The following is a 19,942-nucleotide window of genomic DNA, read 5'->3' as shown; positions in this document are numbered from 1 at the left end:
CGCCGTTCCCCTTCCCGTTATGCCCTTTATTTTTTGTCCGCCTTGAAGGCGATTTTCTCGTCCGACCAGCCCTCTTTGATCTCCTGCCGCACCCGCCCGATCGCCAGCGCGCCGGCGGGCACGTCGGAATCCACCGTCGTACCCGCGGCGGTGTACGCACCCTCGCCGATCCGGACCGGCGGGATCAGGTTGGTGTTGCAGCCGATGAAGGCCCGGTCGCCGACGGTGGTGCGGAACTTCTTCTTGCCGTCGTAGTTGGCGGTCACGACGCCGCAGCCGAAATTGCAGTACCGGCCCACGTCGCTGTCGCCGATATAGGTCAGGTGCGCGATCGACGTCCCGTCGCCGACCGTCGCATTCTTGACTTCCACAAAGTCGCCGATCTTCACGCCGTCCCCGATGTGGCTGTCGGGCCGCAGCTGGGTGAACGGCCCGATGCGGGTGCCCTCCCCCACGGTCGAGTCGGTCAGGTAGGAGGCGAGCACGCGGGTGCCCGCCCCGACGGTGGAATCCTTGATGTAGGAGTTGGGGCCGATGACGCAGCCCGGGCCGATCACCGTCCTCCCCTCGAGGACGGTACCCGGCAGAATCCGCGCGTCGCGGCCGATCTCGACCTGCGCGCCGATCAGAATGCCGTCGGCGCAGGGGATGTCGACGCCGTTATCCAGGTGGCGCAAGAGCATCCGCTCGCGCGCGAGGGTGTTGAGCGCGAGCAGCTGCCTGCGGTCGTTCGCGCCGAGGACGATCTGCGCGTCCTCGCAGAACCAGGCCCCCACCCGGCGGCCCTCCGCGGCCGCGATGGCCGGCACGTCGGTCAGATAGTATTCCCCCTGCGCGTTCTGGGGGGTGAGCTTTGCGAGCGCCCCGGCCAAAAACGCCGCGTCGAACCAGTAGACGCCCGCGTTGATCTCGGTGATCGCGCGGGTCGCCTCGTCGCAGTCGCGCTCCTCCACGATGGCGCGCACGCCGCCGTCCGGACCGCGCAAAACCCGCCCGTAGCCGAACGGGTCGGCCGGCCGCGCGCTCACGAGGGTCACGGCGTTTTGCTCGGCGCGGTGCTGCCGGAGGGCAGCGGTGATCGCGCCTCCTTCGATGAAGGGGGCGTCCCCGTAGAGCACGAGCGCGTCGCCGCCCGCGGCCAGCGCGTCCGCGGCCGCCATGACCGCGTGCCCGGTGCCGCGCCGCTCCCGCTGGCAGACGAATTTGCAGCCGGGGGAAACCGCCGCCTCAACGAGTTTTGCACCCTCCCCCGTCACGATCGTGATGTCGTCGATCCCGGCGTCGCGCACGGCGTTTTCCACCCACCGGATCATCGGCTGAAAAAGCACCTCGCAAAGCACCTTGGGCCGGTCGGATTTCATGCGTTTTCCGTCCCCCGCCGCAAGGATGATCGCAAAGGTGCGCCTGTCTTGTGCGGCCAAAGCCATCCCGCCTTTCCGCGCCGCGCCGGCCGCCCGGGGCCGGAAAACGCCTGCGCATCGGTATTTTGCAGGGCCGCGGGCGGCTCCGCCGCCCTCCCATGCATTTATTATCGCAAGTTTTTGAGCAGTTTGCAAGAGATTGCGCGGGGATTTTGTCGTAATATTGGAAATAATTTTTGTGTAAAACGGTATAAAGGGGCTGGAAAAAACACACATTCTTTGATATAATGAAATGCATGCAGACAGGCTTCCCGCTGTGGCCGCGGGCGCCCCGACCGCGTGCGTTTCATCCGCGCGGACCGCTCTGTTTCGGCGCTTGCCGCAGCGAGCGCCGTTTTTCCGGTGGTCAACAAACAAAATGGAGGTAAAAAAAGTGGGAAAAAAATTCGTTTACATGTTCTCCGAGGGCAATAAGGACATGCGTGAGCTCCTCGGCGGCAAGGGCGCGAACCTCGCCGAAATGACCAAGGCCGGCATGCCGGTTCCGCAGGGCTTCACCGTCTCGACCGAGGCCTGCACCCAGTACTACACCGACGGCCGTCAGATCAATGACGATATCCAGAAGCAGATTTACGAGGGCCTCGCCAAGATGGAGGAGATCTGCGGCAAAAAGTTCGCGGACCCCCAGAACCCGCTGCTCGTCTCCGTCCGTTCGGGCGCCCGCGCCTCGATGCCCGGCATGATGGACACCATCCTCAACCTCGGCCTCAACGACACCGTCGTCGAGGGCTTCGCGAAGTTCACCAACAACCCGCGCTTCGCCTATGACTCCTACCGCCGCTTCATCCAGATGTTCTCCGACGTCGTCATGGAGCTGCCCAAGCCCGAGTTCGAGAAGATCATCGACCAGGTCAAGGAAGAGAAGGGCGTCAAGCAGGATATCGAGCTGACCGCCGACGACATGAAGGAGCTTGTCAAGCGCTTCAAGGCCTTCTACCTCGAGAAGAAGGGCGTCGAGTTCCCGCAGGAGCCCAAGGTCCAGCTCATGGAAGCCGTCAAGGCCGTCTTCCGTTCGTGGGACAACCCCCGCGCCAACGTCTACCGCCGCATGAACGAGATCCCCTACGACTGGGGCACCGCCGTCAACGTCCAGCAGATGGTCTTCGGCAACTCGGGCGACAAGTCCGGCACGGGCGTTGCGTTCACCCGCAACCCGGCCACCGGTGAGAAGGCGCTCTTCGGCGAGTACCTGATCAACGCGCAGGGCGAGGACGTCGTCGCCGGCGTGCGCACCCCCTCCCCGATCAGCCACCTCCATGAGGATATGCCCGAGGTCTACGACGAGTTCGCAAAGATCGCCGACCGCCTCGAGAAGCACTACAAGGACATGCAGGACATGGAGTTCACCATCGAGAACGGCAAGCTCTACATGCTCCAGACCCGTAACGGCAAGCGCACCGCCGCCGCCGCCCTCAAAGTCGCGGTCGACCTCGTGGACGAGGGCATGATCGACGAGAAGGAGGCCGTCCTGCGCGTGGAGCCCAAGCAGCTCGACGCTCTGCTGCACCCGCAGTTCGATTCCGACGCGCTCAAGACCGCCAAGCTGATCGGCAAGGGCCTCGCGGCCTCCCCGGGCGCCGCCTGCGGCAAGGTCGTCTTCTCCGCCGAGGACGCCAAGGAGTGGGCCGACCGCGGCGAAAAGGTCGTTCTCGTCCGCCGCGAGACCTCCCCTGAGGACATCGAGGGCATGGCCGTGGCGCAGGGCATCCTGACCGTCCGCGGCGGCATGACCTCCCACGCGGCCGTCGTCGCGCGCGGCATGGGCACCTGCTGTGTCTCCGGCTGCGGCGAGATCGAGGTCGATTACGACGCCAAGAAGTTCACCCTCGGCGGCATGACCATCAACGAGGGCGACTATATCTCCATCGACGGCTCCACCGGCAACATCTACGGCCAGGCGGTCCCGACCGTCGCGGCCTCCATCTCGGGCGACTTCGGCCGCTTCATGGCCTGGGCCGACAAATACCGCAAGCTCCAGGTCTGGACCAATGCCGACACCCCGCGTGACGCCAAGCAGGGCTTCTCCTTCGGCGCGCAGGGCATCGGCCTGTGCCGCACCGAGCACATGTTCTTCGAGGGCGAGCGCATCAAGGCGATGCGCGAGATGATCGTCGCCGAAAACACCGAGGACCGCAAGAAGGCGCTCGCCAAGATCATGCCTTACCAGCAGGGCGACTTTGAGGCCCTCTACGAGGCGATGGAGGGCCAGCCGGTCACCATCCGCTTCCTCGACCCGCCGCTCCACGAGTTCCTGCCCACCAAGGCGGAGGACATCCAGGAGATCGCCGGCGAGCTGGGCATCACCGTTGAGAAGCTCAAGGCCGTCATCGAGAGCCTGCACGAGTTCAACCCGATGATGGGCCACCGCGGCTGCCGCCTCGCCGTCTCCTATCCGGAGATCGCCGAGATGCAGACGACCGCCGTCATCAACGCCGCCCTCAGCGTCACCAAGAAGGGCAAATACAACATCAAGCCGCTCATCATGATCCCGCTGGTCGGCGAGGTCAAGGAGCTCAAGTTCGTCAAGGACGTCGTCGTCGCCACCGCCGACAGGATTATCAAGGATTCCGGCGTGAAGATGGAGTACGAGGTCGGCACCATGATCGAGATCCCGCGCGCGGCCCTCACCGCCGACGAGATCGCGACCGAGGCCGAGTTCTTCTCCTTCGGCACCAACGACCTGACCCAGATGACCTTCGGCTTCAGCCGCGACGACGCGGGCAAGTTCCTCGACTACTACTACGAGAACAAGATCTACGAGTCCGATCCGTTCGCCCACCTCGACCAGAAGGGCGTCGGCAAGCTGGTTGAAATGGCTGTCAAGCTCGGCCGCCAGACCCGCCCCGACATCCACCTGGGCATCTGCGGTGAGCACGGCGGCGACCCGACGTCCGTCGAGTTCTGCCACCGCACCGGCCTGGACTATGTCTCCTGCTCGCCCTTCCGCGTGCCGATCGCCCGCCTTGCCGCCGCGCAGGCCGCGATCAAATTCCCCCGCTAAACAGCATTGAAAAGGTCCCCCGCGTTTGCGGGGGACCTTTTTTGCGCCTTTGCTACTCCGTCGGGAGGAAAGTCTCCCGGTAACCCCTGTCCTGCGGAATCCATCTGGGGCAGGCCGCCATTCTCGGGCGGCAGTTTTTGGCGCGCGGCGGGTGTATGCAGTGCCCTGCATTGATGGATTGGTACCCGTTCATCCAAATGTAGTGCTGATGGTAATAGCCGCAGTCCTGACAGGTATGTTCGTTGTCCATATCCATAGTAAATAGGCCCCTTCATAAATTCATTCTATGATCAACTTTAAAACGTCGGCCTCCCAGTCTCGTCACCGTCGACGACCCCATTCTATCACTCCCGTAAGATAATATGAAGAAAATAGATATACCGTATATTCACAAAATTTAAATTGCGTTGCAGCAGGCCCCGTTCTTTTTTTCTTGAAAAAAGAACCAAAAAATCGCTTTTCAGGATAGAGCTTCCGCTTGATCTCCGGCCTAAGAGCCGCCCTTCGGGCGGTTGGCCTCCGAAGCGCCTCGCTGCGGCTCGGTGTGCGAAGCGCGGCAAGGGGCTCCGCCCCTTGACCCCGCCGCCTTTGAAAAGGTGTCGCGAAGCGACGGCCCGAATGGGGACACCATTTGCCCGCAGGGCAAGTGGCGGCGAAACGTTTTGTTTGTTTGAATTCCGCCGCCCTTGCATGTCGGCCCGCTTTTTACTATAATAAGAAGGAGTATTGCGCCCGCCGCCCGGCGCGCGCCAAATCATCAAAAGTTCTCCGCCGAAGCCCTCTTTCAAGAGGGCTGGAAAGGTGTTATGAAACGGATTTTTCGTGCTGTGACCTCCTACCTCCGCCAGACCGACAAATGGCTCTGGGCGATGTGCCTTGCCCTCAGCGCCTTCAGCGTTCTGCTGCTCGGCGGCATTCACGATTCGGGCAACGCCATCAACGCCGCCGACGTGGGCCTGCGGCAGATCGCCGTGCAGGCGGGCGCCGCCGCCATCGGCGCGGCCGCGGCGGTCGTCATCTCCCGCTTCGACTACCACACGCTCGGCCGCCTCTGGAAGCTGCACGTCCCGCTTATGTACGGGCTCGTGCTGCTCACCTTCCTGATCGGCGAGGGCACCGCCGCGCGCCCCGAGGATAAGTCCTGGCTGCGCCTCGGGCCGCTCACCCTCCAGCCGACCGAGCTGCTCAAGATTTCCTTAATCCTCACGCTCGCCTATCACATCTACAAGCTCCACGACCAGGTCAACCGCCCGGTCAACCTGCTGGCGATCTGCGTGCACGGGGCCATCCCCGTCCTGATCGTCCACTTCCAGGGGGACGACGGCACCGCGCTGGTCATCGCCTTCATCTTTGTGGGGATGCTTTTCGCTGCGGGCGTCAGCTGGAAATACGTCGCCGCGGCGGTGGTGGCGGCGGTGGCCGCCGCGCCGCTCGCCTGGAACTATGTCATAAACCCCGACCAGAAGCAGCGCATCCTCGCGCTCTTCGACCCCAACGCCGACCTGCTCGGCGGGCTTTACCAGCAGTATAACGCCAAGCTCGCGATCGGCTCGGGACAGATCTGGGGCAAGGGGCTCTTCGGCGTCAGCCACCAGTATGTCCCCAAGGTGCACAACGACTTTATCCTCGCCTTCATCGGCGAATCGTTCGGCTATGTCGGGTGCCTGGCCGTCATCGCCCTCTTCGGGGCGCTCTGCTGCAAGATGCTCCACAACGCCCGCCGCGCGGAGGATTCCCTCGGCCGGCTCATCTGCGTCGGCGTCTTTACCCTCATCTCCGCGCAGGTCTTTGTCAACGTGGGCATGTGCCTCATGGTGCTGCCCGTCATCGGCATCACGCTGCCCTTCCTCTCGGCGGGCGGATCGTCGGTGCTCTCCATCTACCTGGGGCTGGGACTTGTGCTCTCGGTCTACATGCACACCTCCCGCAACCTCTTCAGCCGTTGATCACGGGGGCGTTCCCCCTGCCCGCCGGGCGGCGGATCACATCGTATGGAAAGGACCGTAGCCATGAAGACTGACATCGAGATCGCGCAGGCGGCGTCCATGCTGCCCATCCATGAAATCGCCGACCGCTTGGGGATCCTGCCGGAGGAGCTGGAGCCCTACGGCCGCTACAAGGCCAAGCTGTCCGAATCGGTCTACGCCCGGCTGGCGGACCGTCCCGACGGCAAGCTGGTGCTTGTCACCGCCATCAACCCCACCCCCGCTGGCGAGGGCAAGACCACCACGACCGTCGGGCTGGGCCAGGCGATGAAAAAGATCGGCAAAAACGCGGTCATCGCGCTGCGCGAGCCCTCCCTCGGGCCGGTCTTCGGCATCAAGGGCGGCGCGGCGGGCGGCGGCTATTCGCAGGTCGTGCCGATGGAGGACATCAACCTGCACTTCACCGGCGACATGCACGCGATCACCGCCGCCAATAACCTGCTCTGCGCGGTACTCGACAACCACCTCCAGCAGGGCAACGACCTCGGCGTCGACCCGCGCCGCATCCTCGTGAAGCGCTGCATGGACATGAACGACCGCGCGCTGCGCTCCGTCGTCGTGGGGCTTGGCGGCAAGGTGAACGGCGTGCCGCGTGAGGACGGCTTCATGATCACCGTCGCCAGCGAGGTGATGGCGATCCTCTGCCTCGCCGCCGACCTGACCGACCTCAAAAAACGTTTAGGCGATATTCTCGTCGCTTATACTTACAGTAATACCCCTGTCTACGCGCGCGACCTCCGGGTGAACGGCGCGATGGCGGCGCTTTTAAAGGACGCGCTCAAGCCGAACCTCGTGCAGACGCTCGAGAACACCCCCGCGCTCATGCACGGCGGGCCGTTCGCGAACATCGCGCACGGCTGCAACTCGGTGCGCGCGACCCGCCTGGCCCTCAAGCTCGCCGACTACACGATCACCGAGGCGGGCTTCGGCTCCGACCTGGGCGCGGAGAAGTTCATGGACATCAAATGCCGTTACGCGGGGCTTTCGCCGTCGGCGGTGGTGCTCGTTGCCACGGTGCGCGCCCTCAAATATAACGGCGGCGTGCCCAAGGCCGAGACGGGCGTCCCCAACCCGGACGCGCTCAAAAAGGGCCTCGTGAACCTCGCGGCGCATGTGGAGAACATGCAGAAATTCGGGGTGCCGGTCGTCGTGGCGATCAACCGCTTCGCGGCGGACAGCAGTGAAGAGCTTGCCATCCTCGCGGACTACTGCAAACAGGCGGGCTGCCGGTTCGCGCTCTCCGAGGTGTTCGCGAAGGGCGGCGAGGGCGGCATGGAGCTCGCGCGCGCCGTCGTCGAGGCGTGCGGGGACCCGTCCGATTTCCATCCGCTTTACGACGCCGCGCTCCCTATAAAGGAGAAGATCGAAGCGATCGCATCGCGCATCTACGGCGCGGCGGCGGTCAGCTACAGCGCGGCGGCCGAAAAGATGATCCGGGAGATCGAGGCGCTCGGCAAGGCCGACCTGCCCATCTGCGTGGCAAAGACGCAGTATTCCCTCTCGGACGACCCGGCGAAGCTCGGGCGGCCGCAGGGCTTCACGGTCCACGTCAAGGAGATCCGCCTGTCGGCGGGGGCGGGCTTCATCGTGGCGCTCACGGGCGACATCATGACGATGCCCGGCCTGCCGAAAGCGCCCGCCGCCTACCAGATCGACGTGGACGCCGACGGGCATATCTCCGGCCTCTTCTGATTTTGAATGGCAAGGAAGGTACCTCTGTGATACGATTTTTGAGCCGCTCCACCCGCGAGACGGAGGAATTTGCCGCCGCCTTTGCCGAAAAGCTGCGCCCGGGCGATGTGATCGCCTGCCGCGGCGGCATGGGCGCGGGCAAAACCGCCTTCGCGCGGGGGCTGGCGCGCGGGCTGGGACTCACCGACGAGGTGTCCAGCCCCACCTTCGCGCTGGTGCATGAATATACGCATGGTAATATTTCGCTCTATCATTTTGATATGTATCGCGTTTCCGGGTTCGACGAGCTCTACTCCACCGGCTTTTTCGATTATCTCGAGCAGGACGGCGTGCTCTATATCGAGTGGAGCGAAAACATCGAGGGGGCGCTGCCCGCCGGCGCGATCACGCTGACGCTCGAGCGGGTCGACGACGACACCCGCCAACTCACCATCGAGGGGGAACGGTTTTGAAGATTCTGGCGATCGACACCTCCTCCCAGTCGGCCTCCTGCGCCGTCACCGAGGAGGGGAAGCTGCTGGGGGAGTTCTTCACCAATGTGAAGCTGACCCATTCCCAGACCATCCTGCCGATGGTCGAAAACCTGCTGGAGCAGATCCGCGTCGCCCTTCCGGAGATTGGGCTCTTCGCCGTCACCGACGGGCCGGGCTCCTTCACCGGGCTGCGCATCGGGCTTTCCGCCGTCAAGGGGATGGCCCACGCGCTCGGCAAAGGCTGCGTGGGCGTCTCAACCCTCGAGGCGCTCGCGTGGAACCTTTCGGGGATGGACGCCGCAGTCTGCCCCGTGCTCGACGCGCGCTGCTCCCAGGTCTACACCGCGCTCTTCCGGTCGGGCGGGGATTTCCCCGAGCGGCTGGCCGACGACGAGGCCGTCTCCCTCTCCGCACTCGAGGAGCGGCTGAAAAAGTTTGGGGAGCGCGTATTTCTTGTTGGAGACGGCGCGGAAATGTGCTATAATATGTTCAAAGATCGGGTGGCAAACCTCACCCTTCCCTCGCCCGCGCTGCGCTTCCCGCGCGCGTCGTCGGCCGCGCTCGCGGCCGGACGGGCGTATCTCCGGGGAGACGTCCTGCCGCCCGCTTCCCTTGCGCCCGCATACCTGCGCCTGCCGCAGGCGGAACGCGAGCGCCTTGCCAAACTGACGAAAGAAGGTTCAAGCATATGATCGCATTGGCAGCTGACCACGGCGGCTTCTCCCTCAAGGAGGAAGTCCGCGCCTGGCTCGACGAACAGGGGATCGCCTACAGGGATTTCGGCTCCTATGACGGAGCGTCCTGCGACTATCCCGATATGGCCGCGCCCGCCTGCGAGGCGGTGGTCTCCGGCGAGTGCGAAAGGGCGCTGCTCTTCTGCGGCACCGGCATCGGCATCTCGATCGCGGCCAACAAGGTTCCGGGCATCCGCGCGGCCTGCTGCTCCGACTACTTCAGCGCGAAATTCACCCGCATGCACAACGACGCCAACGCCCTCTGCATGGGCGGCCGGGTCATCGGCCCGGGGCTTGCGATCGAGCTGGCCGACGTCTTTCTCCACACCGAATTCGAGGGCGGACGCCACCAGCGCCGCATCGACAAGATTTCCGCTTTGGAAAGCAGGTAATTCACCACACCATATCTACTGACAGGGGGACGTAACATGTCAAAGCCGTTTATTATGGACCATCCGCTCATCCAGCACAAGATCACGCTCCTGCGCGACAAGAACACCGGTTCCAAGGAGTTCCGCGAGCTGACCAACGAGATCGCCATGCTGATGTGCTATGAGGCCACCCGCGACATGCCGATGAAGCAGGTCGAGGTCGAAACGCCCATCTGTGTCGGCAAGTTCAACGTGATCGCCGGCCGCAAGATCGCCTTCATCCCCATTCTGCGCGCGGGGCTCGGCATGGTCGACGGCCTGCTCTCCCTCGTTCCCGCCGCAAAGGTCGGCCATATCGGCATGTACCGCGACCCTGATACCCATATGCCTGTCGAGTATTACTGCAAGCTGCCCGCCGACATCCAGGAGCGCGACATCCTCGTGCTCGACCCGATGCTCGCCACCGGCGGTTCCGCCGTCGACGCGATCAACCAGCTCAAGGCGCGCGGCTGCACCAACATCAAGTTCATGTGCATCATCGCCGCGCCCGAAGGCCTCGCCGCCATGGAGAAGGCCCACCCCGACGTGCAGATCTACGTCGGCGCGCTCGACGACCACCTCAACGAGCACATGTACATCGTTCCCGGCCTCGGCGACGCGGGCGACCGCATCTTCGGGACCAAGTAAATCGTTTCGCGGGCGGCAGATCCCCAACCCCCGCCGACGGGGCAATCCATATTCTTGAAAAGCATATTTTGAGGCACTGTTTGGAAAGCTAGTTCCAAACAGTGCCTTTTTGTTTTGGGAGGAAACGATGAAAAATCTGAAATTTATCCTGACCGGCGCGGCGGCGGGGCTCCTCAACGGGCTCTTCGGCGCGGGCGGCGGCATGGTGGTGGTGCCGATGCTCCACAAGGACGGCCTGCCCGCCGAGCGCGCGCACGCCACCTCGATCGCCGTGATTCTGCCCCTTTCGATCGCCAGCAGCGTTCTCTATCTCACGCGCGGCTACCTCAACGTCATGAGCGCGGTAAAATTCATCCCGCTCGGCCTCGTGGGCGCGGGGATCGGCGCATGGCTGCTCCCCAAGATCAAAACCGTCTGGCTCCACCGCATTTTCGGCGTCATCGTGCTCTATTCCGCGGTGCGCCTGCTGCTGCAATGAGCTGGATCGTCATCGCCGTCGTCTCCCTTCTCAGCGGCCTGCTCGGCTCCCTCGGCATGGGCGCCGGGGCCGTGCTGCTGCTCTACCTGCGCGTTTTCGGCGGCGTGGAACAATTTGAAGCGCAGGGCATCAACCTCATCTTCTTCCTCCCCATCGCGGTGCTGTCCATCCTCCTGCACGCCCGCAACCACCTCATCAGCTGGAAGGCCGCCGGCGTCTGCATCCTCGCGGGCCTTCCCGCCGTCTTTCTCGGCGTGTGGCTCGGCGGCCTCGCGGGAGGGCCGCTGCTCTCCAAGCTCTTTGCCGGACTGCTGCTCATCATCGGCGTGCGCGAACTCTTCCAGAAGGATACCGGCTCCCAGTCAGAGCATTCTTAGGTTTGCCGCTCCCAAGCGGCGGAGTTTGTCGGTAGTCGACCGACGGCGGTATTAGATTTGCCGCTCGGGGAGCGGCGGAACTGCCGGGTCCCGCCCCGGCGTGGGCTTAGGCTTGCCGCTCAGTGAGCGACGTAGCTTGTCGGTAGTCGACCGACAGCGAGTTCCTTTCTTGCTTGCCCAAGAAAGGAACCAAAGAAGGGCACGAGGGGCTTCGCCCCTGCGACCCCAGCGCCGCCTCCGGTTGGCCTGCGGCCAAAGTCGGCGGCGCCCCGTCCACGAATGAGTGAACGAGTCTTCAGCATCCCGCCCGCCGCCGCGCCGCGGGCGCAATGCCTCTGCCCGGGAGTCTCCGGAACCGAATCAGAAGTGCGCCAGGGGAGGCACGGCCGCTTTTATTTCGCTCGCATCTCCCACGGGGAGGCGGAAAACTGCGCGGCTTCGCCGTGCACGCGCGCTTTGCGCGCGAACGCCCGGAACGGGCGTTGTTTTCCGCCGTGGGTTATGCGAGCCATCCGGCTTCGGTCGTTGGGCGCACCCGCAACCTGAATTGAGCCTTCAGCTGGTGTACCCGTGGGGAGCGGCTGTAACCTGCGGGTACTGGCAAGGTACTCCCGGGGGGATACCGCTTAGAGTTCCGGCCCATGGGGCCGGGTCCGCGTAGCGGACTCAAGCCGGGGTCGCGGGGCGGAGCGCCCGCGACTGCGGTCCGCAGACCGCGTTTCGGAGGCCAACCGCCGAAGGCGGCTCTTAGGCCGGAGATCGGCCGTCGCGCGTAGCGCGCTCCGGGCGCAGCCCGGGCAGGCCGCCCAAGGCGGAGGGTTCTTAGGCGGACTTTTGGTTCCTTTTCGTCTGTCCGAAAAGGAACCCGTGGTGCGCGGCGGAACGCGCTCGTCATTCTTGCCGCCCACAGGCGGCTCCGCTCAGGGTTCCGGCCCGCAGGGCCGGGTCGCATGGCGACTCCCTACGGGGAATCCAAAGGGGTCGCGAAGCGACAGCCCGAATGGGGACACCATTTGTCCCAAAGGGACAAGTGGCGCCTGTGGCCCTCTTTGAATGCGCGTCGCCGCTCTGCGGCGCTCGCCGCAGGCGAGGAGCGCATCTAAAGCCCCGCCGGGCACAGCGAGGCAAATCCAAAGCGCCCCGGAGGGGCGCGCAAAAACCCCTGGCCGCAGGGCGGCGGCCGCCGCTCCCCAAACGGGAAAGAAAGAAAATTTTATCGGAGTATAAAGCGCTTGCCTAGCGTTCAAAATAATACCGGAGGTGTAACCACAAAATGAATGATTCTTATAATCCAAAGAGCAAATTCAGTAAATTCATGGCAGGAAAAGGTTTTTACATTGCCCTTGCGATCTGTGTGGTGGGAGCTGGTACCGCCGCATGGGTGGCGGTAGACAAAACCATCGAGCGGATCGATCAAAATAACGACCGCGTGATCGAACAGCAGGCCCCATCCAGCACACAGGAGCCGGCCTACGGTTTCCCCGATCTGGAGGAGGCGGGAAAAGCGCAGAGCGGCGTCGGCGTCGACGGCAACAAGTCGGCCTCGCCCTCCTCGTCTACAGCGCCTTCGTCCTCCTCCGCGGCTGCGTCCAAACCGGACGAGCCCTCCGTAGAGGCAAAGGCGCAGCCCGAGCCGCAGCCCTCCTCCTTCGTCTTGCCGATCTCGGGCGAGATCTTCGCGCCCTACAGCGGCGGTGAGCTTGTCAAGAACGCCACGCTGAAGGAATGGCGCACCCATGACGGCATCGATATCAAGGCCGACAAGGGCGCGCAGGTCAAGGCGGTTTGCGACGGCAAGGTGACCGCCGTGCGCGACGACCCGCTGATGGGCATGACCATCGAGATCCTCCACCACGACGACATCACCTCGATCTACTGCGGACTGGATAAAAAGACCTCCGTCAAGGAGGGCGACAGCGTCCAGGTCGGCCAGGCGATCGGCACGGTCGGCGATATCCCCTGTGAAATCTCCCTCGATCCCCACCTCCATTTTGCGATGAAGGTCGGCGGCGCGTGGGTCGATCCCCTCAAAACGATGGGCAAAGTTTCTGACTGACTTCCTATTCTCCCATAGAACAGCGCGGCGGCCGCCGGGATTTCCCGGCGGCCGCCGCGCGTTTTGGTCGGTTTATCCCTCCAGCAGGCGCCCGTCCCGCCAGAGGTAGCGGTCGGCGCAGACGCCCTCCCCGGCGCGCACACAGAGGAGGACCGCCAGTCCCTCCCCGGACGGGGTGACGCTCACGGCGATCAGCTCCGTCCGCCCCCTGCGTTCCTCCGTGCGGGCGAGCGCGCGCCTCACCGGCTCGGGGATCCCGTCCGGAAGGGGCGCGGACGGGGCGGGCGGAAGCGGGGCTGCGGGTTCGGAGGCCGCGGCGCCGCACCCGGCGGCGAAGAGCATCGCCGCCAGGAACAGGCCCGCCGCGATCCGGCCGGATCTCCGCATATCCCCCACCTCAACAATCACGCAAAGTATAATCGTATTATAACGCATCATAATTATAAATACAAGTACTTTAGGATTTATAGTGAGTTTTCTTTGCCGCGCTTTTCATTATCCTTTTATTATAGGCGCGTCCGTGCACGGGGCGCGCAGGGAGGGAAGCGGAAACATATGTATATGGATTACAGCCTGCTCGGCAGGCGGATCGCCTATCTGCGCCGCCGCAAGGGCCTGACGCAGGAACAGCTCGCGGAGCGCGCGGACGTCACCAACAACTACATCTCGCACATCGAGAACTGCCGTTCGATCCCCAGCCTCGAAACGGTCGTCAAGCTGTGCGGCGCGCTGGGCGTGACGCCCGACGAGCTCCTGCTCGGCACGAGCACGCACGAGCAGAACTACCTGAACAGCGACATTCTGCGCAAGCTGGAGGGCTGCACCCCCGCCGAACGCCGCTTGGTAGACGGCTTCATCGACCTGCTGGTCGACCAGCGGGAGGCCTGACCCGGGGCCGTCCGCCGCGGCGGCGCATACGTGTGACATGAAAAAGGCCCGCGCAGAGCGCGGGCCTTTTTTCATTCGTCAGCGGTCGACGTGCAGCTTTCCGTCCCGGAAGTAGTAATCCACCCCGTCGAGCGTCGTGGTGTAGGTGTTGTCGAGCGCCTCCTTGCGCAGGATGCGGGTCGGGGCGCAGACCGCGACCGAATTCGCGGGCATGTCCTCGTAGACCACCGCGTTGGCGCCGATCCGGCAGTTGTCTCCGACGGTGATCCCCCCGACGATCTTGGCGCCCGCGCCGATATAGACGTTGTCGCCGATCGTGGGCGCGCCGGGGCACTTGCTGCCGGGCAGGGTGTTGGAGCCGATCGTCACCTGCTGGAAGATGACCACGTCCCGCCCGAGCTTCGCGCCGTTGGAAATGAAAATCCCCTGCACGCCGTGCGGGAAGCAGGGCGTCCCGCCAAATTCGCTGTCGAGCCCCACGAAGCTGCCCCGCCGCAGGAAATAGTTCCCGTAGGTGAGCTTCATCAGCTTGCCGGGGCGCTTTTGCAGGCGCGCCTTGAGCCCCCAGATCGACTTGTAGCGCAGCATCGCATACGCCTCGAGAAAGGGGCGCAGGATGGAAAAAATCAGGTCCTTCAAAGGGATATCCTCCTTTAAAAAACGGCCCTCAGACGAGGGCCGTTTTGCCGGTGTCCGCTAGGAGATCTTCTTGGCCATGACGACGAACCGCTGGTTGTCGCCCGCGCCGAGCACCCGCGTGCAGGTGGAGAGGGTGATGATCTTGTCGTTCGGGCCGACCGTGACGCCGAAGTCGTGGATGCTCTTGGCCTTGGCGGTCGAGATGATCTGGTTGACGACCGCGCCGTCCGCGTAGTTGTAGCCGAAGCTCAGGTCGGTGTAGAAGACGGTGAACACCTGGTAGAGGTGGTCGCCGCCGAGCGTGGCGACGCGTATGTAGGGATTCGCCTTGGCGAATTCGGCGTTGTCGTAGGCTGCGAGCTGAGCGAACATCACGTCGCCCGGATTGCCGATGCGCACCGGCCGCCAGCAGTTGGTCCAGTTGTGCCCGTAGAGCACGCAGTTGCGCGAGGTGATCTCGCCGTTCGCGTCAAATTTGGTGTCGCCGTCCGCCCAGATGACGCCGTTGCGGCTCGCCTCTTTATAGTAGCCGCGGCTGGTGTAGAAATTGGTGTTCGCGTTGTAGACGAGCGGGTAGCTAATGTTGGTGTTCGCGATGGTGATCCAGCCGAACACGTCGGGGTTGACCGCCTTCCACCCGGCGATGTCCCCGGCGGCGGGAGGCGTGAAGGTCGCGCCCTCCTCCTTCTCATAGGTTTCGGCGCGGGATTTGAGCAGGCGGGAGAGCTGCACCGCCGTCACCGGCTCGTAACGGGTCGCGCCGGCGAGCGCGTCCACCTCCGGCTGGCTGCTTTCCGCCGGCTCCGCAGGCACGGAAACAGGCTCCGCCTCGGAGACGGGCTGCTGCGGCTGCGAGGCCTGCTCCTCCTGTGCGGAGGAGCTCGGGGAGACGGGCTCCCTGCGGGTGAGGTCCATGCCGGAGACCGCCGAGACGAGCCCCCAGCCTCCGGCCGCCACCGCGAGCACGATCACCGCGAGGGACGCGCGGCTGCGCAGCACGCGGGGGATGCTCCGGTTGTTGGTGTACCAGTCAAGGAAGTCGCACACGGCCGACTTAACGCCCACGCAGAAATAGTAGACCCCGCGCAGGAACTTTTTGAGCAGATTCATAGAAAACCCTCTTTATCCTCTTTATCATTCTCCCGGCGGCCCCGCCGCCCCAAACAGTCCAGTTACAATTTCAAATTATAGCACATTCCCGTCGGATTGTGGAGAGGAAATTTTATAAAACTCCCGGATGCCGCCGAAAAGGCGGCCCGTCTCCGCCGGGGTCTCCGGCCTATTTGACCTTGGTGCCGGGGTAGTAGTGCTCCAGGATGTCGAGGTAGTCCCAGCCCTCCTCGGCGGCGTAGAGGTTGGCGCCCGTCTGGCTCATGCCGACCCCGTGGCCGTAGCCGTAGGTCGTGAAGGTGAACTCGTCGCGGCGGGAGGAATAGTCGATCTCGAAGGCGGCGGAGCGCAGGCCGAGCACATTTTCCCGCAGGACCCTGCCGGTCACCGTCTTCCTGCCCACCCGCACCGACTTGACATACATGCCGCCCTCGGTGTAATCCTCGATGTCGAACCAGTCATCCGGGTCGTCGCTGTAGTCGTAGAGGTCGATCTTGAGGGCGCTCTTCACCTTTTTGGCGACGGCGTCCGCGCTCAGCTTGACGCTGACCTCATAGTTCCTGGCCATCTCGTCGATCTCACTGTCGACCGACACGAGGTAGGGGTAGCTACCGCCCCACACGTCCTCCGAGGCGATGGTCACGCCCGCCGAGGTCGCGTAGAAGGGGGTGAAGGCGAGCTTGTTCTTGTAGTAGACCGCCTCGCCCGCGACCTCCTCGACCGCGTCGTACACCTCGTCGCTCGGCGTCTTGGTGCCGAGGTAGGGGGTGATGCCGCTCTTGTTCTGCTGCTTGATGAAGGTGTAGGCGGCGACCGCCTGCGCCTTGATCGCCTCCTCCTCGAAGCCCGCGCCCATCTCGTTCATGACGACCCGCGCGACGATGTCCGTCGCGCGCCCGGTCGTCTTTTTGCCTCCCGTCACGATCGTGAGCTTGTCGTTGGCGGAGCTGCGCACCGTCGCGGCCGCGACCTGCGTCTCCCCTTCGCCGCCCTCGTCGCCGCCGCCCGTCTCCTCGACCGGCTGGCTGCTCTCGGGGGTGGGCTCGGGTTCCGGCTCCGGCTCCGGCTCGCTGGGCGGCGGCGGCGTTTCACTGCTCGCCGGGGGCGGCGCGGCCTCGCTCGACGCGGGCGGCGTCACCGTGCTCGCCGTGCTGCTGCTCGACGAGGCGGACTCCTTCTCCTTGTCGCGCGCGATGCTCTCCGCCTCGTCGGCGTACTGCTCCGCCTTTTCAAATTCCTTCTTGGCCGAATTGGCCGCCGCCAGCGCGTCCTGGTACGCCTGCTTGGTCACGCCGGACGGATGCTTCTCGTAGATCTCCCGCGCGAGGTCGGACGCGTCGAGCGCGTCGTAATAGGCCTGCTTCGCGCGGTCCATCGCCTGCGCCGCCTTGTCCGCCGCGCCGCGCGCCTCGGAGGCGCCCGCCGAGCCGCGCCCGGCCCTGTCGAGGTAGTTCTGCGCCTCATCGCGCGCCTCGCGGGCCTTTTTCAGCGCGTACTGCGCGTCGTCGGCGTAACCGAGCGCCCGATCGTCGTACTCCGTCTGCGCGGCGCTCTGCGAGGAGGACGGGGACGCCGCGGCGGAGGAACCGCCCGCCGCGCCCGACGCGCCGGCGCTGGCCGCCGCGGAAGCGCCCGGCAGCTCGGGCACGAGGCCCGCCGCCGACTCGGTCTTGGCGTTCTTGACCGCCTCCGCGGTCGCCTGCCCGCCCGCAAAGCCCGCAGGCAGCCTGACGTTCTGGTTGACGCTGTAGGTGATGTCGCTGCCGTCCGCCTTCTCCCCGTCGCGCACCCGGCGCCCGACCACGACGGTGCGCACATGCGCGTCGTCCGAGACGGGCCCGAACTCGTAGGAGCAGGTGGAGAGCATGAGGAACTTGTCGCCGAACTGGACGTCAACGTTGGAACTGTAGTAGGAGCGGCTGGTGATCTCGTCGACGAAGGTGTTGAAGGTGGCTTGGTCGCCGAGGTCCAGGTAGGTGTTGTAATAGAAGATCGGGCCGTAGGCCTCCTTGGCGTTGGTGATGAAGACGGCCATGATCTTATAGTCGTTGTCCCGGTAGACGTCGTCGAACGAGATGACCGGGTGCTCCCGCAGATACTCGATGCCCGCCGTGGGGTTGGCGAAATCCTTGGTGCCGCTCGCGCCCTTGTACTTCATCAGCTCGCCGAACATCTGCCCGTCGGTCATGTTGTGGCCGTAGATGATGTAGTTGTCGCTCTGCGGCTCCATCGAGTCGTTCGCCTCGAGCCAGGGGATGCCGTATTTGTTGTCCTTGCGGTAGAAGTCGCGGCGCAGGTAGTAGCTGTTGTCGATATAGTGCACCACCGGGTAGTTGACCTGGGTGCCGTCGATCGAAAGCCAGCCCGCCACGTCCTCGTTGATCTGGTAGAGGTTGGCGAACTTCTTCTGGTATCCGGCGGGATAGCCGTCGGGCACCTCGATATTGCCGTCGTCCTCGATGCCGAGCGCGGCGCTGTACGCCTTGGCGATCTCCTCGTTCTGGCTGCGGTTTTTGGCCGAGCCGCCGTAGAAGCTGACGAGGTAGGCCGCCGAGCCGATGAAGACGCAGACCGCCACGATGAGGATGAGCTTGCGCACCACGTCGGCGGGGGCGTCCCCTCTGGCCGGGAAGACCGCCGCGAGAAAGCCGCGTTTCTTCTTCTGCGCGCCGGGGCCCTCCCCCTTCGCGCCGGCCGCGGCCGGCGCGGGCAGCCTGCCCGCCGCCGCGTCCTTCAGCGGCGCCCCGCCCGGGAGCCTTCCCGGCAGGGCGGTTATGTACAGCCGCACAAGGTCGAGCGCGGCCAGGCAGGCGGCGTAGCGGATCGCCTCGGGCGGGGTGTCCTTGGGGAGCGAAAGGCTCCTCGTCCAGACCTCCTTCGCGTCGCAGAGGGCGATGTGGACGGTGCCCGTCCGCTTCGCGTCCTCGCCGCGTCCGCCGGCGTTGCCGGTGACCGCGAGCCCGAGGGCGGATTTTCCCTTCTCCATCGCGCCCTGCGCCATGGCGGCGGCCGTCTGCGGGCTTACGGGGCCGTATTTCTTGAGGAGCTTGGCGGACACGCCGAGGGAATCCTGCTTGATGCGGTCGGAGTAGGCGGAGACGCCGTAGGCGACCGTCCCCGCGCCGCCGGGCGCGGCGGAGAGCAGCTCCCCGAGCGACCCGCCGGTGCACGCCTCGCCGAGGCTGACGGTGAGCTTCGCCCCGGCCAGCAGTCCGGCCGCGACCTGCGGGAGGGGCCCGCAGTCGACGCCGAAGACCGCCTCCCCGAGGCGCTTTTCGATCTCCTTCACGACGGGCGCGCAGATGGCCGAGGCCTGCGCCTTGTCGGCGGCGCGCGCCGTGACGCGCACCTGGAATTCGCCCCGCCGGGGATAGACGGCGACGGCCGGGTTCTGCGAGCGCAGGATGGGGCCGAGCTTTTCGCGCATCTCCTTTTCATCGGGGCCGTAGACGCCCACCGTGCGGGTCACGACGGCGGCGTCGGAAAACTTCGCCAGATAGGGCATGACGCTGTGCTGGAACATCGGGACGAACTCCCGCGGGTCCTCGGGCACCATCAGCAGAAACTGGTTGCCCGCCGACAGCGCGCAGCCGGGGGTGACCCCGCGCACGCCGGGGAAGACCACCGACTGCTCGGGCATCATCGCGAGCCTGGCGACCTGCTGTGGCATCTGCCGCCCGGCGCGCTCATAGGCCTCCTTCATCCGCTTGAGGCTCGGTTCGTGCATGACGAGGCGGCGGGAGAGCCCCTCGCAGACGGTCTCCTTGGCAATGCCGTCCGGCCCGGGGCCGAGCCCGCCCATCAGGATGACCACGTCGCTGCGCCCGAGCGCGCGCGCGATCGCCGCGCGCAGGCTCTGCACGCTGGTCCCCACGGCGGCGGAAGCCCCCACCTCGATCCCGCAGGTCCCGAGTTCCTTTTCGAGTAACCGGGTGTTTGCCGCCAGCGCGCCGTCCTCGGCAAGGGCGGCGCCGACGCCGATAATCTCAGCGATCAAGCAAAACCCTCCTTCTTCTTGGTGTGCGGCGTT

16 protein-coding genes are annotated in these 19,942 nt (G+C 64.9%); 11 read left to right on the top strand and 5 right to left on the bottom strand.

From position 1 onward, the window contains the following. Positions 1-26: 26 nt before the first annotated feature. A complete protein-coding gene (gene glmU, locus C1A13_RS02580; protein WP_242970801.1) occupies positions 27-1,421 on the bottom strand; it encodes a bifunctional UDP-N-acetylglucosamine diphosphorylase/glucosamine-1-phosphate N-acetyltransferase GlmU in 1,395 nt (464 codons plus the stop codon). Between the two features lie 373 nt (positions 1,422-1,794). On the opposite strand from glmU, the gene ppdK reads away from it, so the two are divergent. From ppdK to C1A13_RS02530, 10 genes are all read left to right on the top strand, one after another. Continuing rightward, positions 1,795-4,422 carry a pyruvate, phosphate dikinase gene (ppdK, locus tag C1A13_RS02575; protein WP_101548785.1) on the top strand — a complete coding sequence of 876 codons (2,628 nt, stop codon included), beginning with the start codon at positions 1,795-1,797 and terminating at the stop codon, positions 4,420-4,422. A gap of 806 nt (positions 4,423-5,228) precedes the next feature. Beyond that, a complete protein-coding gene (locus C1A13_RS02570) occupies positions 5,229-6,368 on the top strand; it encodes an FtsW/RodA/SpoVE family cell cycle protein (protein WP_101548783.1) in 1,140 nt (379 codons plus the stop codon). Positions 6,369-6,431: 63 nt separating this feature from the next. Continuing rightward, on the top strand, positions 6,432-8,099 hold the full coding sequence (locus C1A13_RS02565) for a formate--tetrahydrofolate ligase (RefSeq protein ID WP_101548781.1): 1,668 nt from the start codon (positions 6,432-6,434) through the stop codon (positions 8,097-8,099). A gap of 26 nt (positions 8,100-8,125) precedes the next feature. Further along, positions 8,126-8,551: a tRNA (adenosine(37)-N6)-threonylcarbamoyltransferase complex ATPase subunit type 1 TsaE gene (gene tsaE / locus C1A13_RS02560; RefSeq protein WP_242970800.1), complete on the top strand. Its 426-nt coding sequence runs from the start codon at positions 8,126-8,128 to the stop codon at positions 8,549-8,551. Next, on the top strand, positions 8,548-9,264 hold the full coding sequence (tsaB, locus tag C1A13_RS02555; RefSeq protein WP_101548779.1) for a tRNA (adenosine(37)-N6)-threonylcarbamoyltransferase complex dimerization subunit type 1 TsaB: 717 nt from the start codon (positions 8,548-8,550) through the stop codon (positions 9,262-9,264). Before tsaE ends, tsaB begins: the two co-directional genes overlap by 4 nt. Next, positions 9,261-9,698 (top strand): ribose 5-phosphate isomerase B, encoded by a 438-nt coding sequence (rpiB, locus tag C1A13_RS02550; protein WP_101548777.1) that lies wholly within the window; start codon positions 9,261-9,263, stop codon positions 9,696-9,698. The genes tsaB and rpiB overlap by 4 nt, the downstream gene beginning before the upstream one ends. A 36-nt stretch (positions 9,699-9,734) precedes the next feature. After that, a complete protein-coding gene (upp, locus tag C1A13_RS02545; protein WP_101548775.1) occupies positions 9,735-10,364 on the top strand; it encodes a uracil phosphoribosyltransferase in 630 nt (209 codons plus the stop codon). 127 nt (positions 10,365-10,491) lie between these two features. Further along, on the top strand, positions 10,492-10,842 hold the full coding sequence (locus tag C1A13_RS02540; RefSeq protein WP_101548773.1) for a sulfite exporter TauE/SafE family protein: 351 nt from the start codon (positions 10,492-10,494) through the stop codon (positions 10,840-10,842). Further along, positions 10,839-11,219, top strand: a complete 381-nt coding sequence (locus C1A13_RS02535) for a sulfite exporter TauE/SafE family protein (protein WP_172439134.1) — start codon at positions 10,839-10,841, stop codon at positions 11,217-11,219. Before C1A13_RS02540 ends, C1A13_RS02535 begins: the two co-directional genes overlap by 4 nt. Before the next feature lie 1,357 nt (positions 11,220-12,576). Continuing rightward, positions 12,577-13,275: a M23 family metallopeptidase gene (locus tag C1A13_RS02530; RefSeq protein ID WP_207654173.1), complete on the top strand. Its 699-nt coding sequence runs from the start codon at positions 12,577-12,579 to the stop codon at positions 13,273-13,275. 72 nt (positions 13,276-13,347) lie between these two features. Here C1A13_RS02530 and C1A13_RS02525 read toward each other — a convergent pair whose 3' ends face one another. Beyond that, positions 13,348-13,662, bottom strand: coding sequence for a hypothetical protein (locus C1A13_RS02525; protein ID WP_101548768.1), 315 nt, complete (start codon positions 13,660-13,662; stop codon positions 13,348-13,350). Between the two features lie 168 nt (positions 13,663-13,830). On the opposite strand from C1A13_RS02525, the gene C1A13_RS02520 reads away from it, so the two are divergent. Beyond that, positions 13,831-14,163 carry a helix-turn-helix domain-containing protein gene (locus C1A13_RS02520; protein ID WP_101548766.1) on the top strand — a complete coding sequence of 111 codons (333 nt, stop codon included), beginning with the start codon at positions 13,831-13,833 and terminating at the stop codon, positions 14,161-14,163. Between the two features lie 78 nt (positions 14,164-14,241). On the opposite strand, the gene C1A13_RS02515 is transcribed toward C1A13_RS02520, so the two are convergent. The 3 genes from C1A13_RS02515 to C1A13_RS02505 form a co-directional block, all read right to left on the bottom strand. Then, positions 14,242-14,802, bottom strand: coding sequence for a serine acetyltransferase (locus C1A13_RS02515; RefSeq protein WP_207654172.1), 561 nt, complete (start codon positions 14,800-14,802; stop codon positions 14,242-14,244). Between the two features lie 57 nt (positions 14,803-14,859). Beyond that, positions 14,860-15,912, bottom strand: a complete 1,053-nt coding sequence (locus tag C1A13_RS02510; RefSeq protein ID WP_101548764.1) for a class B sortase — start codon at positions 15,910-15,912, stop codon at positions 14,860-14,862. 169 nt (positions 15,913-16,081) lie between these two features. Further along, positions 16,082-19,909 (bottom strand): nicotinamide-nucleotide amidohydrolase family protein, encoded by a 3,828-nt coding sequence (locus C1A13_RS02505; RefSeq protein WP_101548762.1) that lies wholly within the window; start codon positions 19,907-19,909, stop codon positions 16,082-16,084. Between the last annotated feature and the right edge of the window lie 33 nt (positions 19,910-19,942).

Origin of the sequence: Anaerotruncus massiliensis (ex Togo et al. 2026) (assembly GCF_900199635.1) — a bacterium.
GTDB lineage: Bacteria > Bacillota > Clostridia > Oscillospirales > Ruminococcaceae > Anaerotruncus > Anaerotruncus massiliensis.
Note: the sequence above shows the minus strand (reverse complement) of the source record. Positions and strands in the feature narration are given on the sequence as shown.

What these genes read in the sequence shown, in the direction of transcription:
- C1A13_RS02570 (WP_101548783.1), top strand. Translation starts at nt 5,229, where the DNA reads ATGAAACGGATTTTTCGTGCTGTGACCTCCTACCTCCGCCAGACCGAC.
- C1A13_RS02565 (WP_101548781.1), top strand. Translation starts at nt 6,432, where the DNA reads ATGAAGACTGACATCGAGATCGCGCAGGCGGCGTCCATGCTGCCCATC.
- rpiB (WP_101548777.1), top strand. Translation starts at nt 9,261, where the DNA reads ATGATCGCATTGGCAGCTGACCACGGCGGCTTCTCCCTCAAGGAGGAA.
- upp (WP_101548775.1), top strand. Translation starts at nt 9,735, where the DNA reads ATGTCAAAGCCGTTTATTATGGACCATCCGCTCATCCAGCACAAGATC.
- C1A13_RS02540 (WP_101548773.1), top strand. Translation starts at nt 10,492, where the DNA reads ATGAAAAATCTGAAATTTATCCTGACCGGCGCGGCGGCGGGGCTCCTC.
- C1A13_RS02535 (WP_172439134.1), top strand. Translation starts at nt 10,839, where the DNA reads ATGAGCTGGATCGTCATCGCCGTCGTCTCCCTTCTCAGCGGCCTGCTC.
- C1A13_RS02525 (WP_101548768.1), bottom strand. Translation starts at nt 13,662, where the DNA reads ATGCGGAGATCCGGCCGGATCGCGGCGGGCCTGTTCCTGGCGGCGATG.
- C1A13_RS02520 (WP_101548766.1), top strand. Translation starts at nt 13,831, where the DNA reads ATGTATATGGATTACAGCCTGCTCGGCAGGCGGATCGCCTATCTGCGC.
- C1A13_RS02510 (WP_101548764.1), bottom strand. Translation starts at nt 15,912, where the DNA reads ATGAATCTGCTCAAAAAGTTCCTGCGCGGGGTCTACTATTTCTGCGTG.